Genomic DNA, 15,423 nt, shown 5'->3' with positions numbered 1-15,423 from the left:
GCAGAAACGGAAGACCCCGCATGCCCGAGGAGACTCTCCGGACGCTGTCGGTGTACGGACTGCGGTACGGCTACCGGCTCCTGCAGCAGCCCGCACCACGCACCGAACCGGTCGTCATCCTCGGCGGGGCGCTCCAGGGAATGTTCGGCTGGCCCCAGATGGACAACCACGTGGGGGCAGTCGCCGATGTCGTCACCGCCGACCTGCCCGGGATGGGCGGGGCCGACGCCCTTCCGGCCGTCCCCAGTGCCGGGATCATGCGCTCCGCCCTCACCCGGATCATCGACGACCTGGGTGTGGAGAAGGTCAATCTCTTCGGGTACTCCTACGGCACCTCGATCGCTCTCCAGTGCGCTCAGCGCAACCCGGGCCGCATCGCCCGGCTGATCCTCGGCGGTGTGCCGTCCTACATCGACGACGGTCAACGCGCCCACTGGCGACGGGCCGAGGACCGGTTGAAGGCCGGTGACCTCGAGGGCGCCGCGACCCTCGCCGCCGAGGGGCTGATGTGCCTCGACCCGGACCGCACGGTCCACCGCAGGGAGCTGGCGCTTCGCTACGTACGCCGTTCGCTCCTGCACGCGCTGTGCCGTTCACCGCATGCTGCGGACTCGGTGTGCCGGGTGCTGGGAGATCCACCGGACTTCTCCGGCGGCCTTGCCGGCGTGCCCGCTCTGGTCTTCGCCGGGGAGCATGACACGGTGAGCTCCCCGGCGAAGCAGCGGGAGTTCGCCGCCACCATCGAGGGAAGCCGGTTCTTCACCCTCACGGAATCCGACCACTGGGTCGTCCTCGAACGGCCCGATGATGTATCGGATCTCGTGGCCCGCTTCTTCACCGACCGCCCCCTCGACACCGCCCCGGGGCTCGCCGCACTGCCGCGCCCGCGTCGGGCGGGGCATGGCGCGACGGCCCCCGGGCTCGCCCCGAAGTGTTGAACCGGCCGGTGATCTCGCGGCTCCCGGCTCGACCGCATCGTCGGATCCTCGGACGCTGCGGCCGAGCCGGCGGAGAGCTGTGCGGGGCCGCCCGGCTCCTGCCGCCCGCATCGCTCCCGACACCCGTCGGGCGGGCCGGTCAGGTCAGTGGTGACCCTGGTCCGGGGCGTTCACGTCCACGCGCACGATCTGCGGGTCGTGGTCGCTCGCCTGGTCGGCGAACTCCGCGTTGATGTGCACCACGTCGTAGTCGAAGCGGCGGACACCGGGGCTGATCAGGATGTGGTCGAGCGTCTGCGAGTTGCCCTCGTACACATAGCTGTACTGCTCGTTCTCCGGCAGTGTCGTGATCAGCGGCTTGAGCGTCCCGCCGCCGGTCAGCGCGGCCATCGTCGGCGAGAACGCGAAGTCGTTGAGGTCGCCGAGAGTGATGACCCGCGCCGACTTGTCCGCCGCCAGCAGCGACTTGACGAAGGTGTTGACCTCCGTCGCCTGCTTCACGCGCTTCGTCTCCGAGCTGCGCGTCGGCTCCTGGTAGCGGCCGTGCAGGGGCTGGTCGCCGCCCTTGGAGGCGAAGTGGTTGCCGATGACGAACACCGGCTTCCCGTGGAAGCGGAACTCGCCGACCAGCGGCTTGCGGCTGTCGTTCCAGGCGTCGCTGGTCGGGGCGATCCGGCCGGGCGAGGCCGACAGGGTGACGCCGTTCTCCGTCTTCACGGCTGTCACCGCAGTGGTCGCGTCGCCGCCCGGGCGGTCCACGAAGTCGACCCGCTCGGGGTTGAAGAGGAAGACGTTACGGATGTTGCCGCCGGGCTCGCCGCCGTCCTTGCCGTTCTCGGGGGCGATGTAGCGCCACGCGTACTGCGGGCCGCCCGCCGCGACGATCGCGTCGGTGAACCGCTTGAGCGTCGTGTCGGAGCCGACCGTGCCGTCGTTCACCGCACCGTTGTCGTCCTGGATCTCCTCCAGCGACACGATGTCGGGCGAGGAGAGGTTGACCGCGACACCCGCGGCGAGGGTGTCGAACTTGCCCTGCTCGTCGAGCGCGTCCAGGTTCTCCACGTTGTACGTGGCGACCGCGAGCTCCTTGCCCATCTGCTTCCGGGTGACCTCGCGCCGCAGGTGGTGGTCGGTGAGCGTGCCGAGCTCGGTGGCCTGGAGGTTGTAGCCGCCGAAGGAGTCGTAGTCCAGGACGCCGGTGGTGGTGCCGGACAGCGCGTCGCCCACGTTCGCGACGGGGATCGGGCGGGTGGCGTCGAGGGACATCACCTTGATGCGGCCGGTGTTCTGGTCGGTGTACGAGGAGTACAGCGTGCCGCCGCGCAGGGTCGGGTTCTCGTTCGGCTTGATGGTCACCCAGACCTCGTGGTACGCGGTCGTCGCGCCCGTGACCCGGGTGTCGGCGATCTCGACGCGGGTGCCTTCGAGCGACTCGTAGAGGTCGAGGGCGTACGTTGCCGGGTCGAGGGCCAGCGCGTCGATCGATCCGCCGTCCGCCGAGGGGACGTATGCGTCCGGTACCGAGGCGGCGTCGAGCACGACCGGCGCGGGCAGTGCGTTGCCCGACGACAGGACCGTGACTCTGGGGGCGGTGATCTCGGTGATCGACTGGGTGGTGGTCGACGGGTAGTACTCGTCCACCTTGCCGCTGACCAGCACCGAGTCGCCCACGGCGACGGCCGGTGCGGCGGATCCGGTGAAGACGAAGACCCCCTCGCCCGTACGGGGGTCCGCGTCCGGCGTGGCGTCCTGGATCCAGAAGCCGCGCGAACCGCTGGTCCGCACACCGGTGACGATGCCGGGGACGCCGGTCACCGACTGGCCGTCCAGCGGCGAGACGCGGGTGGTGCCCTGGATGTCGTGCACCCGCACGGTGCCGGGCTCGGTCGGGTTGCCCGGGTCGCCCGGTCCCGCACCGCCGGACGTCTCACCGGCCGCGTTGACCGGTGTCGGGGCCCCCGCGGACAGGTCGGCCGCATTGTCGTCGGTGTCGGCGAGCGACGCGGCGCGCGCCACGGAGGCGGTGGCGGAGGTACCCGTCACCGGCCCGCTGCCCTCGCGTACGACCGCGGAGCCGTAGCCGACGAGGTCCACGATGCGGGTGTCGGCTGCGCAGTCGGCCGCGGTTTTGCAGGTCAGCGGGGTGGTGCCCGAGACGAGGGCGACGGTGCCGCTGGTCGCGGACATCGCGACGGTGCCGGTGGCGTCCGGGGTCGGCAGAGCGACGGTGCCGCCGGTGCCCGCGGCCTGGGCGACCAGGTAGCGGCCGCCGGGGGCGACGGATCCGGTCAGCGCGGAGACCTGCCACAGGGAACCGGCGGACGGCGAGCCCGGCAGGTACTGGACGCTGAAGCCGGACAGGTCGTATGCGGAGGAGCCGGCGTTGGCCAGCTCGATGAAGTCGCGGGTGAGCGTCGCACCCGAGTTGCCCCCGCCGCCGTACACCTCGGAGATCACGGCGGTCGAGGACGGTGCCGCGAAGGCGGCAGGCAGAGCGGTCGCCGAGAGGGTCACGGCGACCGCGCCGGCCAGCAGGACGGAACGCGGTCTGGATATGTGCACGGTCAGCTGCCCCTCAGAGTGTGATGAGAGGCCACAAGCTATGCGCGTAGAACCGGTGATGACAAGGCATCAGAGGTTAATTCCAGAAATCGTTCCACCGCCCTGGTGTCCGATCGTCCGCCCGTCACTCGATGGGCAACCAAAAGGTTGCCTATAGTGCGACGGGGGCCAGGAGATCGGAGAGGCGATGGCGACCGCGGTGGCGATGGACGCGATATTCAAGGCGCTCGCCGATCCGAGCCGTCGGCAGCTCCTCGACCGGCTCGACGCGCGCGGCGGGCAGACTCTGCGCGAGCTGAGCGAAGGGCTCGCCATGAGCCGGCAGGCGGTGAGCAAACATCTGGCGGTCCTGGAGTCCGCCCTACTGGTCACCACCGTCCGCAGGGGCCGCGAGAAGCTCCACCACCTCAACCCGGTGACCGTCCAGGAGGTCGCCGACCGCTGGATCGGCCGGTACGAGCGCGGCCGTATGGCAGCCCTGTCCCATCTCAAACGCACACTGGAAGGAAGTCCGGTCATGGACAAGCCCGAGTTCGTCTACGTCACGTACATCCAGACCACGGCGGAGAAGCTCTACCAGGCGCTGATCGACCCCGAGCTCATCAAGATCTACATGGGCGGTTATGGTCCCGAGTCGACCTGGGAGGTCGGCGCGCCGGTCCGCTGGAAGATGGACCCGGAGGGCGAGTTCGAAGAGGTGGGCCAGCGGGTCCTTGAGGCGGAGCCCGGCAAGCGCCTCGCGTACACCTGGCACACCCTGCAGCCCATGCACCGCGAGATGTTCGGTCTCATGTCGGACGAGGAGTGGGCCGAGGCGGTCAAGGAGCGGTCGAAGGTCACGTTCGACATCGAGCCCGCCGAGGAGGCCGCGATGGGCGTCAAGCTGACCATTACGCACGATGGCTTCGACAGCCCGGACAGCAAGATGCTGGAGGGTGTCAGCGGCGGCTGGATCATGATCCTCTCGACGCTCAAGACCCTGCTGGAGGGTGGCAGGTTCGTCTCCGGCCAGGGCCGGGACGTGTCCGCGTAAGGGTGCTGAACGCACCGTTCGCCACGCGCGAGCGGGCCATGGTGCGGCGCGCGGCCGAACAGGGGCTGCTGGTCGCCTCGTTCAGGGAGCTGCTGAACCAGGCCCTGGCCGGGGAAGCACGGGCGGTGGCGCTGTTCCGGCGCAGGGCCCGGCTGGTGGGTCGGGCTGCGGCGCTGCTCCTGGACGTGTTCGACCCCGAGGTACTCGTCGTGGTCGAACCCGGTGCGGGCCGCATCGCGGAGTGTCTGGCCGATCTCCGCGAGCAGGAACAGCTGGCGGGCCAGCTCGGCGCGGACCGGGTGCGGCTGAGCCGGGACGTCCTCGACCAGATCGACAAGATCGTGCCGCCCGGCACCAACCTGTCGGCCCGCGACGCCGGTGACCAACCGGTCGCGCTGACCGACCCCGCGCTGCGCCGCCGGTCCGCCCGGTCCGTGTAACGCCCGTTCAGGCGCCGGGGACCCGGTCCAGGAAGCCGCTGACGGAGCTGATGCGCCCGTCGTCGTCGAGGGTGATGACGTCGGACCCGGCGGCGGGCGCCGAACCGTCGTCGGTGGAGACCAGGTCCCAGCTGAAACGGACGATGTCGTGGTGCCCGTCGGGGGTACCGGTCAGCTTGAACTCGAAGCCGGGGAACTGCTGACGGGCACCACTGATCGCGGCGGCGAGCCCGTCGTGGCCGCGCACGTCGGCCAGCGGGTCGGTGTAGGTGGCGTCCTCGGTGAACGCGGCGGCGACGGCCTTGGCGAGCTCCTCGGGGGTCGCTGCGTTCCAGGCGACGAAGTAGCGCTGGACGGCGTCCTCGTATGCGGTCATCGTGCTGTCCTCTCGTCATGTCCCGGCAGTGCGGCCGAGCTCCTGTGCTGCTCGTGAGGAACACGATGTCCGACGGGGGAAAATGCGTCGATTACCTCTCAGGTCATGGTCGACACCTCCCCGGTCACGGTCGGACGGCCCTCGGGCGGGAGTCCCGGGCGAGAGGGGCGTGGCCGAATTCGGCGAAGCGGTTTCATCTGATTTTCACGGAGGGCCTCTACGGTGGACGTCGTGACCGAGATGAGCCCTCCCGGCTGGCATACGGACCCCGGGTATACAGGAACAGGCCCCGTCCAGGAACGCTGGTGGGACGGGAGCCGGTGGACCGATCAGCTCCGCATGCCGCCCGCGGCCGTCCGGCGCCGCCGGATCCGGATCGGGGTCGGCGTCACCGCCGGCGTGGTGGTGCTCGCCGCGATCGCGGGTGGCGTCCTGATGCTGACCGACGACTCCGGCCGTACGAAGAACACCTCCTCCGACGCCGCGTCGCCCGCGCCCAGTCTCCCCGGCGGGCAGAACGGCCGGGGCGGCCAGGGTGGTACTGGCGGCGGTGGCCGGAGCCCGGCGCCCGACCAGCAGCAACCGCAGCAGCCGCCGTCCGAGGACGGCTATGTGACGGACGTGATGAGCGGCGTCAGCCTTCCGGTGCCGGACGGCTGGAAGGGGCAGTCGGCCACGATCGGTGCGTCGGTGAGCACCGGCACGTACACCTGCCCGGCCGACCCCTCGCAGAAGTGCGAGCGCGGCGGAGTGTTCACCGCCCCGGCCCAGGCGCTGAAGATCACGGCGAGGACGGCGGAGGCGGCAGCCAAGGCGGACATCGTCGTCAACGCCAAGGAGTCGTACGGCGGCAAGGCCTACGGCGCCATCAGCTCGCACCAGCAGCTCAAGTCCGAGCCGGTCACCGTCGCGGGCCAGAAGGGCTATCTGGTGCGCTGGAAGGTGGTCACGAAGAAGGGCGACGACGGGTACGTGCAGTCGCTGGCCCTCCCGTCCCCGCACTCCACCGACATGCTGGTCGTCGTACGCTCCGGCTTCGACATCAGCTCCAAGGCGCCCGCGCTCTCGGTGATGGACGAGATCACGAAGGGCATCAAGGCCGCTTCCGGTACAGGGTCGGGATCCGGGCGGACGGCCTGAGGGCTGCTTCGTAATTTCTGGTGGATCAGCGCGCGGCGTCGGATGTGGTGCATCGGAAGGCGGAGGGGCGTCCTCACTTACGGACTGCAGTCAGCCGACGCGGGCGACGAGGGTGGACTGGCTGCACGAGACCACTGCAACGAACTGCTCAACATTCCTGACGAGGCCGCAACGTCCCCCTCAGGTCGATGAGCGCGCTGCGGAGGCGGCGAGGTGGACCTGCCGCACCCCGAAGGTAGGACAAGCTCAGGCCGTTGTGGTGGGCCGGTCAGGTGCGGGTGTGTGCTCGGCCCAGATGGTCTTGCCGTGGTGGTTGTGGCGGGTTCCCCAGCGTTCGGCGAGTTGAGCGACGATGAACAGTCCGCGCCCGTTTTCGTCGAAGGTGCGGGCCCGGCGCAGGTGCGGCGAGGTGCTGCTGCCGTCGGCGACCTCGCAGACCAGGCTGCCGGCGTGGTGGATCAGGCGCAGCTGGATGGGGGGTTGGGCGTGGCGGATGGCGTTGGTGACCAGTTCGCTGACGATGAGTTCGGTGGTGGGGGCGGCGTCCGTCAGGCCCCAGGCGGTCAGTTTTTCCGCGATGTGGGTGCGGGCGTGGGAGACGGCGGCCGGGTCGGCCGGCAGGTCCCAGGTGGCGACGGTGCGGGTGTCCAGGGCGTGGGTGCGGACGGCGAGGACAGCTACCTGGGTGTGGGGAGCGTGGAGCAGGGCATCGAGGGCGGCTCGGCAGGTGGCGTCCAGGCAGGACTGGGGCCGGGCGAGTGCGCCGAGCAGCTCCTCGCCGCCGGGTTCATGCGCGCTGGTGCCGGTGCCGGTGTTGGTGTACAGCAGGAGCAGGCTGCCTTCGGGTAGGTCTATCTCGGTGGCTTCGAAGGGCAGGTCTGTCTGTCCCAGGGGTGGGCCTTCGGGCAGGTCGATGACTGTGACCGTGCCGTCGGGTGTGATGACGGCGGGTGAGGGGCTTCCGGCGCCGGCGAGTGTGCAGCGGCAGGAGGCGGGATCGTAGACCGCGTACAGGCATTGGGCGCTGACGGTGCTGGTGGTCCGGGTGTCGTGACTGGGACGGTTGTCGGGGCGGAGCCGGGCCAGGACATCGTTGAGATGGGTGAGCAGTTCCTCGGGCTGCAGGTCGATGTCGGCCAGGGTGCGTACCGCCGTGCGGAGTTCGGTGGCGGTGGCGTCGGCGCCCGGCCCGGCCACGGCGCCGGCGACGAGTCCGACCCGGGTGCCGGACAACGGGATGGCGTCGAGCCAATGGGCACGCATGCCAAGCTGGCCGGACCCGGTCCGGTATTGGCTGGCCAGCTCTACCACCGCGGGTTGCGGCAACGCTTCGGGAAGGATGCTGCGTGCTGAGGCCGGAACCGCACGCGGTGTGTCGGGGGCGCTACCGGCCTGCTTGCCGTCCGGGCACGGCAGGCTGGGCGGGTTCCGCGTGGCTGTGGCGGGCGTGTGCAGCAGATGCGGCCGCGCCCAGCAGAGGACGAGGCCGAAGGCGAAGGACAGCGCGACTGCGGTGATGACGACCGTCCGGCCGCCTGCCGATACCCCGTGGATGGCGAAGCCGTAGACGGCGATGGTGGCAGCCAGCGTGGAGACTCCGATGATCAGGGAGCGCCGCGGAGGCAGAAGGGCGGCGGCCGCGACGGGGATGAGCACGGAGAACCCCGACCAGCGGACAAGGCCGCCTGCGGAATCCTGGAGCTGCACGGCGCACGACGCACCGATGTAGACGATGAGCAGCGCACACAGCCCCGCGTTCAGTCGAGTGACGGTCATCGTCGTCATCGCCTTTCCATGGATGGCGTGTCGTTCCGGGAGCAGCAGGCGCGTCACGGGTGGGCCTCCGTGCAGTGGGGTGGCTGGGGGAAGTCCGGTCCCTGGCCGGTGTCCGGCGCGGAGGTGCGCTGGACGGCCACCAGGGCGAGGTCGTCCTGCAGGCGTCCGCCGGTGTGGGTGTCCACGTCGTGGTTGATGTGCCGCAGCAGGCTGTGCGGGCAATCCCAAGGCCAGGTGGAGGCCCTCTCGAGGATCGGATAGAAGCCGCCGGTGATGTTGCGGGCTTCGATGACGCCGTCGGTGTAGAGCAGCAGGGTGTCTGCGGGGCCGAACTCGAAGGTGTCGACGTGGTACGTGTCGGGAAAGGTGCTCGCCAGCCCAAGGGGTGGTGCGGGATGAGGCATGGGCAGGGCGGCCACCTTGCCGCAGTGGCCCCACAGGGGTGAGGGGTGCCCGCAGCTGATGACCTGGACGAGAGGAGCCTCGTCGGGGATTTCCACCAGGAGCGCGGTGATGAAGCGCTCGCTGCTCTCGGGGTCGCTGTCGGTGAGCTGCGCCAAGTGCCTGCGGACGCTGCTCTCCAGGGCGGCAGCCAGTTCAGGAAGGGTGGCGTGCTGGTAAGCGGCCTCGCGGAAGGCGCCGAGAACGGCGGAGGCGTCCTCGACGGCGGGCAGGCCCTTGCCACGGACATCGCCGATGAGGAACCGGGTCGCCCGGCCGGTCCGGGCGGCGGCGTACAGGTCGCCGCCCACCAGGGCGTGTGCCGCGGCCGCCCGGTACGTACAGGCGACACGCAGCGGACCCAGCTGCCGGGGCAGGGGGCGCAGCACGACCCGCTGGGCCACCTCGGCCACCGCGCGTACCTGGGTCAGTTCCCTCAGGTCGCGGTCGTGCAGCGCCCGGGCGGCGACGACGAAACCCGACACCACCAGCAGGGCGCCGATGTGGATCGGCAGGAGTGGCGAATGCAGCAGGCCGTCATGGCGGTCGATGACAAGCATTGCCGCGCTGGCGGCCAGGGCGGTACCCGCGATGAAACGGGAGCCGGCGAACGCCGCCATGGAGGTGGGGGCAGCGACCAGGAGAGGGGACAGATGGATGGTCATAGGGGCGAAGGTGGCGCCCAGAGTGATGGCGATGATCAGCGCGACCGGGACCGCAGCCTGAGTGAGGACGCCGCCCGCCGGCAGGCGGCACGGGAAGTGCCACAGCTGCCACCCGCGGGGGCCGCCGGTACCCACCTGAGCGGCTGGACGCTTCGCCCTGCGGAGGCCGGTGCCGGCCCGGGGGAGCGGGAGAGCGGATCGGGTCATGAGGGACTGCCTCAAGGGAGCGGGGATGCACGAATCAATCCCTTTGAGCATCCGCCCCGACGACGTCGGGCACATCGGTGCCGACCCGCACTGCGCATCCGTAGGACCCTGCACCTGCACCGCAGGTATGTCCGTCCGCGGCTGCGCCATCCCCGCGCACCTTCCTGCGGGTTTCCCGCACGCGAGCCGACAGCGGCTGCCTGACCGCCACAGCGGATCTACCGTTGCAGCTATGGACGCCCCCAGCTCCACCCCGTCCCGGCAAGGGCCCCCGAGGACCACCGTCGTACTGGCCGACGATCATCTGGTGGTCCGGGCCGGAATGCGGCTGCTGCTGGCCCAGGACCCGGCATTCCGGATTGTCGCCGAGAGCGCCACGGTCCCCGACACCCTCGAGGCCGTGCACCGGACCCATCCGCGGGTGCTGGTCCTGGACCTGACCATGGCCGGCCAGTCGAGCCTGCCCATGATTCCCGCGCTGCTCACCGCATCACCCGGCACGCGGATCCTGATCCTCACGATGCAGGAGGATCCGGCGTTCGCCCGCGAGGCGCTACGCACCGGCGCGGCCGGCTACCTGCTCAAGGAGGCAGCCGCCGAGGAACTGCTGGCCGCCGCACACCAGGTCGCCAGCGGTGCGACGTACGTCCAGCCGGTACTGGGAGCCAGGCTCGCCGTCGAGATGCCGGGACCTGCCGACCAGGAGTCACTGACCGCACGCGAGGCCGAGGTCCTGTCGTTGCTGGCGCTGGGCCACACCAATCAGGAGATCGCGCAGCGTCTCTACGTCTCGGTCCGGACGGTGGAGACCCATCGTGCCCGGATCCGGGACAAGCTCGGCAAGGACACCCGGGCGGAGCTCATCGCCGCGGCCCGCGAGCGCGGCCTGGTGCCATGAGGGGACCGCGCCGGTTCCGATGGGGCCTTGCCCTGCAGGCGGCGGGAACCTGTCTGCTCGCGGCCGCGGTGGCTCTGGAGGTCACCGACCAGCCGCTGCCCTCCGAGCTGGCCCTCTCCCTTGCCGCGGCCACCCCGTATCTCGCGGCAGCGCCGCTGTACACCGCGGGACGCCGGACCTGGATGGTGGTGGCCGGTGCCCTCGCGCTCATGCTCGCCGTGGCCAGCCTGGTCCGCATCACCGAGCAACCGCTGATGAACACCCTGCACGTGCTCCCGCTTCTCCTGGTTGCGTACACGGCCTCCACCGTCCGCAGTGCAACCCACCGAGACCGAGGCCTCCAACGTGAACGTGTCCGAGCCCGCCACGACGGCGCAGAGCGCGAACGCCGCCGCTGGGCCCGGGAACTGCACGACGACACCCTCCAGGAACTCGGCGCCGTGCAGGTGGTGCTCTCCTCCGCCGTCGCCGACGGCCGCCCCGAGGCCATGCACAGCGCCATCGAGCAGGCACGCTCCCTGGTGGGCAACCAGATCACCTCGCTGCGCCACCTGATCACGGATCTGCGTCCCTTGGTCCTGGACGAACTGGGACTGCGCGTGGCCTTGGAGGCGCTGTGCCGACGCACCTCGGAGACCTTCGGTATCCGCGTCGATCTCCGGATCGATCCGCAGGACACCGACATCAGCGACCGGCTGACTCCAGAAGCGCAGGCCCACGTGTACCGCATCGTCCAGGAGGCATTGACCAACGCGGTGAAACACGCCCAGCCCACTCGGATCACTGTCGGTATGGAGGCTGACCGCCGTGTGATGACGCTGACCGTTGCCGACGACGGGCACGGAATGCCACAGCCCCCGGATTCCAGACGCTGGCCGGTCCTGCGCGTCGCCACACCCCCGGCCTCCACCGTGCGGGGAGTGGGGCTCTCCGCCATGCACGAGCGCGCAGACCTCATCGACGCCCAGCTCACGCTCCGCAGCATTCCCGGGAAGGGCACCACCATCATCCTGAGCGTGCCCCTTGCCACTCGGCGCGAGGGCCATGCACAGCCTTCAGGCGGAGCTCTTGGCACGGAGTAGTCCCTCCGGGGCGTCCCCACGGGCGCGGCCGGCCGCGCCGACTCCGGTGGCGCCCCCGCCGTCCCACCGACCTGGGGTCCTGCGCGCCAGCTCGTCCGGAGCTGTGGCAATCCCTTGCAGCGTTGGCGGAGAGCCTTCCTTTCTCCGACCTGCCGAAGCTGACGGCCCATCAGAGTTCGACGCCGGCCGGGTGACCGCGCTCCTGAGCGGGGCTGCCGAGGGTCCGTGCTTCGCGCTGATCGCGGCCGGGGTGGCCGGTCTGCATCAGCTGCCCGGCCGATAGTTGGTGCGGTCGGCGTAGTCCTGCGATGAGGGGCTCGACCAGTCGACGTGCGTCGTAGTGGGGATCGCTGTCCGCGCCGGTGCAAAGGTTCCCGACGCGGCGCATGAGTTCGTAGGCATCCATGTCGGAGCGGATCTCGCCGGCGACGGCTGCTGCTTCGAGCAGCTGGGTGCACACGGGCACGAGCCGGTCGAGGAAGTAGGCGAGCAGAGCGTCGAAGCCGGATACTGGGCGCATTCGGGTGTTGCGACGACGCGGTCAGGTGCCGTAGCTGTGGTCGTGCGTCCGCCAGGGAATACGGGACAGTGCTCAGGGGGCCTCCCGGCGGGCGGGCCGTCACTTCACGCGGGTGGCGCGCGACGCCGGTACGGCGCTGCCGGATGCCAGCGGCGAGCGGGCCAGTTCGACGCAGCCCAGGGCGATCAGGCTGAGCGCGACCAGTTCGGGCAGCAGCCACCAGCCGGTACGCAGATGCTCGCCGAACAGGGTCACGCCGTACAGGATGCTGATCACCGCGTCGCCCAGGGTCAGCATCGGCTGTACGGCGACCAGGGTGCCCGCCTGCAGGGCGTTCTGAAGGAGGAACAGCGAACCCACCCCGGCGGCGGCGGTGGCGTACAGCTGCCAGGACGTCATGAGCGCGGCTGCCCCGCCGCCGTCGCCGAGCTGCGCCATGGCGTCCTTCATCAGGGCGGCGGTGAGCGCGTACCCGCACGCGGCGGCCAGACCGAGCAGCGCCCCACGGGGGTTGCCGCGGGTGGACAGCGCTCCGCCGATCAGCGCCGCCTCGAAGATCGCGGTCATGACCAGCGCCGGGATCCACGTCGCGCCCTCTACCGAGGAACTGCCGCCGCCCGGCGCGGCGGAGACCATGCCGAGGGCCAGACCGAATGTCACGGCAGCCACCCCGTACCAGACCTCACGGGGCACCCGGACCCGCATCACGAACCCGGCCAGCAGCAGCGTCGCCGGCAGTTCGATGACGAAGATCGGCTGGACCACCGAGATCGGCCCGGTGGCCAGCGCAGTGGCCTGGCAGACGGCGGCAACGATCACCAGGCCGATTCCGGCCAGCCACACCTTCTGGCGCACCAGATGGCCGATCAGCGACAGATGCATCGCCTCGGTGTCGGGTACCGAGCGGGCGGCGCGGCGTTGCAGCACAGAGGCGGCGCCGTTGCTGAGTGCGGTCAGGATGGCGAACAGGACACTGATCACCGGACCATGATGCGGGCGGCCCGCCCACAATCCCGGGTCCTGCCCTCCTCGGGTGCGGCGGCCCGGGAGAGGAGGGATGCGCAGTTGCGGACCGAAGATGTCCGCAAGCCCGCGTAGCGTGCCGTTCATGGCCGCGAAGACGAACCCCGCCGCACCCGCCTCGCCCCCCGTGCTCCCGCCCCGCGCACTGGGCCGTGCCACCCTGGCACGCCAACTGCTCCTGCACCGGAGCCCGATGTCCGCGAAGGACGCCGTCGGGCACCTCGTCGGGCTCCAGGCACAGAACACCAAGCCGCCCTACTACCAGCTCTTCGCCCGGCTCGAAGGCTTCGACCCCGCCGAACTCTCCGGGCTGATGGAGTCCCGCGAGGTGGTCCGTATCGTGACCCTGCGGTCCACCATCCACACCCACACCGCCGCCGACGCACTCACCCTGCGCCCCCTGGTCCAGCCGGCCCGCGACCGGGAGCTGAAAATGTTCCGCAACGGACTCGTCGGTGTGGATCCGGACCGGCTCGCGGCGCTCGGCAGGGAGCTAGTCGAGGAATGGCCCCGTACCCCGAAGGAGATCCGCGAGGCGCTGCTCGCCGAGTGGCCGGACGCCGACCCGCAGGCCCTGACCGTGGCAGCCCGCTGCGTCCTGCCCCTGGTCCAGGTCACCCCGCGCGGGGTGTGGGGCCGCAGCGGCCAGGTCGCGCTGACCACCGCGGAGCACTGGCTCGGCCGGCCGGCGGAGCCGACGCCCACACCCGACGCGACCGTGCTGCGCTACCTCGGGGCGTTCGGCCCCGCCTCCGTGAAGGACATGCAGATGTGGGCGGGGCTGACCCGGCTGCGGGAAGCCTTCGAACGGCTGAGGCCGCAGCTGATCACCTTCCGCGACGAGAACGGCGTCGAGCTCTTCGACCTGCCGGACGCCCCGCGCCCCGACGCGGACACCCCCGCCCCGCCGCGCTTCCTGCCCGAGTTCGACAACGTGCTGCTCGGCCACGCCGACCGTACGCGCGTCATCCCGCCCCAGTACCGGGGACGCAACGGGAACGGCAACCAGGCGTACGGAACCGTGCTGGTCGACGGGTTCCTCGCCGCGATCTGGCGACTCGGCGCGCCCGGCACGAAATCCGGCGGGAAGCCCGGCGGCGAAGGGATCGTCACCGTGCAGGCGCTGGGAAGGCTCAGCCGGGCCGAGCGCGACGCCGTCACGGAGGAGGGGCTGCGGATGCTGGCCACGATGGCGCCCACCCAGGAGCCCGCGCACGACATCCGGTTCGCCCCCTTCGTGGACTTCGGGGACTGACCGGGACCATCTTCGCCAAATCGGCTTGAGCGCCCAGCAGTTGTGAACCCCCAGGAAGACCGGATACGCCGCACCCGCCGGATTCACCGCCAGTGGCCACGGCTGACGTCAGGTGCGCGAGTTACGGCAGCAGTCCCGCCCGGCGCGCCGCCACCACCGCTTCCAGCCGGGTGTGCGCCCCCAGCTTTCGCATCGCCGAGCGCAGATACCCCTTCACCGTCTCCGGTCGAAGCCCCAGTCGGCCGGCCGCCACCGCGTTGGTCGCACCCGCCGCCACACAGGCGAGGACATCGACCTCGCGCGGCGCCAGCAGCACCTCACGGCCGCGTGGCTCCTGTGCCCCGGACGCCGAGGCCAGCCGCGCGCACACCGAGAGCAGCTCCTCGCGCAGCGCCGGGTCGGCCACCTTGGGGGCGAGCGCGCGCAGTTCGCGGTGCGCCTCGCGGACGTCCTCCCAGGCCCCCGGAGCGGCCCGGGGGTCCGTCACCTGGTCCCGGGTGACGGACAGGAGCTGCTGCACCTCGTCCCGTACGACAAGGGCCTGTTCCACGTCGCGGGCCGCCGCGACTGCCGCGTCGAACGTACGGTCCCCGAGGGCGAGCGGCTCACGCAGCGCCCCGTACAGCACGCCCCGTACCCTCCGGCGTACGACGACGGGCACCGCGACCACCGAGCGCAGGCCCTCCGCGGCGACCGCGGTGTCGTACTCGTGGCTGATGTGCCGCGACGAGGGGTAGTCGGTCACCGCGCACGGCCGCGACAGGGCGATCGACTTGCCGCCGAGCCCGCTGCCGGCCGTTATGACGAGCCCGCGCAGCGCGGTGGTCTGCGCCCCGTTGAGCTCCACGATCCTGGCGTGGCGCGGGTCCGAGAGCAGTCCGCCGAACGCGACGGGCAGTCCGCTCGTCCGGCGCAGCCGCAGCAGGGCCGCTTGCATCTCGACCGTATCGACCGGTTCCGGCACGCTGTCGCCTCTCCGCCCCGCCCTCTGTACCCCCGTTCGGGGGTGGTGAGACCTGGGTCACTGTTTTCATGATGTTAAGTGACCGGTCCGGTCCGCAATGAGG

General features: G+C 70.8%; 12 protein-coding genes and 2 pseudogenes. 7 read left to right on the top strand and 7 right to left on the bottom strand.

Features of this window, described 5'->3' with window-relative positions:
• Positions 1–20 precede the first annotated feature (20 nt).
• Complete coding sequence (locus ACWCP8_RS12070; RefSeq protein ID WP_451115712.1) at positions 21–938, top strand: alpha/beta fold hydrolase; 918 nt, start codon at positions 21–23, stop codon at positions 936–938.
• Between the two features lie 144 nt (positions 939–1,082).
• Here ACWCP8_RS12070 and ACWCP8_RS12065 read toward each other — a convergent pair whose 3' ends face one another.
• Positions 1,083–3,500 (bottom strand): endonuclease/exonuclease/phosphatase family protein, encoded by a 2,418-nt coding sequence (locus tag ACWCP8_RS12065; RefSeq protein ID WP_451115710.1) that lies wholly within the window; start codon positions 3,498–3,500, stop codon positions 1,083–1,085.
• 205 nt (positions 3,501–3,705) lie between these two features.
• On the opposite strand from ACWCP8_RS12065, the gene ACWCP8_RS12060 reads away from it, so the two are divergent.
• Together ACWCP8_RS12060 and ACWCP8_RS12055 are read left to right on the top strand one after the other, a co-directional pair.
• The gene (locus ACWCP8_RS12060; protein ID WP_451115760.1) at positions 3,706–4,533 is read left to right on the top strand and encodes an ArsR/SmtB family transcription factor; all 828 of its coding nucleotides are present in this window, start codon (positions 3,706–3,708) and stop codon (positions 4,531–4,533) included.
• 29 nt (positions 4,534–4,562) lie between these two features.
• Positions 4,563–4,973 (top strand): annotated as a pseudogene (locus tag ACWCP8_RS12055) (aldo/keto reductase); the annotation flags it as partial.
• Between the two features lie 7 nt (positions 4,974–4,980).
• Here ACWCP8_RS12055 and ACWCP8_RS12050 read toward each other — a convergent pair.
• A complete protein-coding gene (locus tag ACWCP8_RS12050) occupies positions 4,981–5,349 on the bottom strand; it encodes a nuclear transport factor 2 family protein (protein ID WP_355997228.1) in 369 nt (122 codons plus the stop codon).
• Positions 5,350–5,580: 231 nt separating this feature from the next.
• On the opposite strand from ACWCP8_RS12050, the gene ACWCP8_RS12045 reads away from it, so the two are divergent.
• Positions 5,581–6,489, top strand: coding sequence for a DUF2510 domain-containing protein (locus ACWCP8_RS12045; protein WP_352264980.1), 909 nt, complete (start codon positions 5,581–5,583; stop codon positions 6,487–6,489).
• A gap of 246 nt (positions 6,490–6,735) precedes the next feature.
• On the opposite strand, the gene ACWCP8_RS12040 is transcribed toward ACWCP8_RS12045, so the two are convergent.
• Positions 6,736–8,322, bottom strand: a complete 1,587-nt coding sequence (locus tag ACWCP8_RS12040) for a SpoIIE family protein phosphatase (RefSeq protein ID WP_451115707.1) — start codon at positions 8,320–8,322, stop codon at positions 6,736–6,738.
• Positions 8,319–9,578 carry a PP2C family protein-serine/threonine phosphatase gene (locus tag ACWCP8_RS12035; protein ID WP_451115705.1) on the bottom strand — a complete coding sequence of 420 codons (1,260 nt, stop codon included), beginning with the start codon at positions 9,576–9,578 and terminating at the stop codon, positions 8,319–8,321. The genes ACWCP8_RS12040 and ACWCP8_RS12035 overlap by 4 nt, the downstream gene beginning before the upstream one ends.
• A gap of 232 nt (positions 9,579–9,810) precedes the next feature.
• Here ACWCP8_RS12035 and ACWCP8_RS12030 point away from each other — a divergent pair, with 232 nt between their 5' ends.
• Positions 9,811–10,476 (top strand): response regulator transcription factor, encoded by a 666-nt coding sequence (locus ACWCP8_RS12030; RefSeq protein ID WP_352264985.1) that lies wholly within the window; start codon positions 9,811–9,813, stop codon positions 10,474–10,476.
• Positions 10,473–11,558: a sensor histidine kinase gene (locus tag ACWCP8_RS12025; RefSeq protein WP_451115703.1), complete on the top strand. Its 1,086-nt coding sequence runs from the start codon at positions 10,473–10,475 to the stop codon at positions 11,556–11,558. Before ACWCP8_RS12030 ends, ACWCP8_RS12025 begins: the two co-directional genes overlap by 4 nt.
• 286 nt (positions 11,559–11,844) lie before the next feature.
• Here ACWCP8_RS12025 and ACWCP8_RS12020 read toward each other — a convergent pair.
• Positions 11,845–12,066 (bottom strand): annotated as a pseudogene (locus tag ACWCP8_RS12020) (TetR family transcriptional regulator); the annotation flags it as partial.
• A gap of 111 nt (positions 12,067–12,177) precedes the next feature.
• A complete protein-coding gene (locus ACWCP8_RS12015) occupies positions 12,178–13,059 on the bottom strand; it encodes a DMT family transporter (RefSeq protein WP_355997240.1) in 882 nt (293 codons plus the stop codon).
• Between the two features lie 127 nt (positions 13,060–13,186).
• On the opposite strand from ACWCP8_RS12015, the gene ACWCP8_RS12010 reads away from it, so the two are divergent.
• Complete coding sequence (locus tag ACWCP8_RS12010; protein WP_451115700.1) at positions 13,187–14,356, top strand: winged helix DNA-binding domain-containing protein; 1,170 nt, start codon at positions 13,187–13,189, stop codon at positions 14,354–14,356.
• Between the two features lie 121 nt (positions 14,357–14,477).
• Here the strand turns inward: ACWCP8_RS12010 and ACWCP8_RS12005 are convergent, their stop codons facing one another.
• Entirely contained in the window at positions 14,478–15,320 is an 843-nt protein-coding gene (locus ACWCP8_RS12005; RefSeq protein WP_451115698.1) for a response regulator transcription factor, read from the bottom strand.
• Between the last annotated feature and the right edge of the window lie 103 nt (positions 15,321–15,423).

The sequence above is a fragment of the Streptomyces sp. NPDC002206 genome, from assembly GCF_053593595.1.
This window is presented reverse-complemented; position numbering and strand designations above follow the sequence as displayed.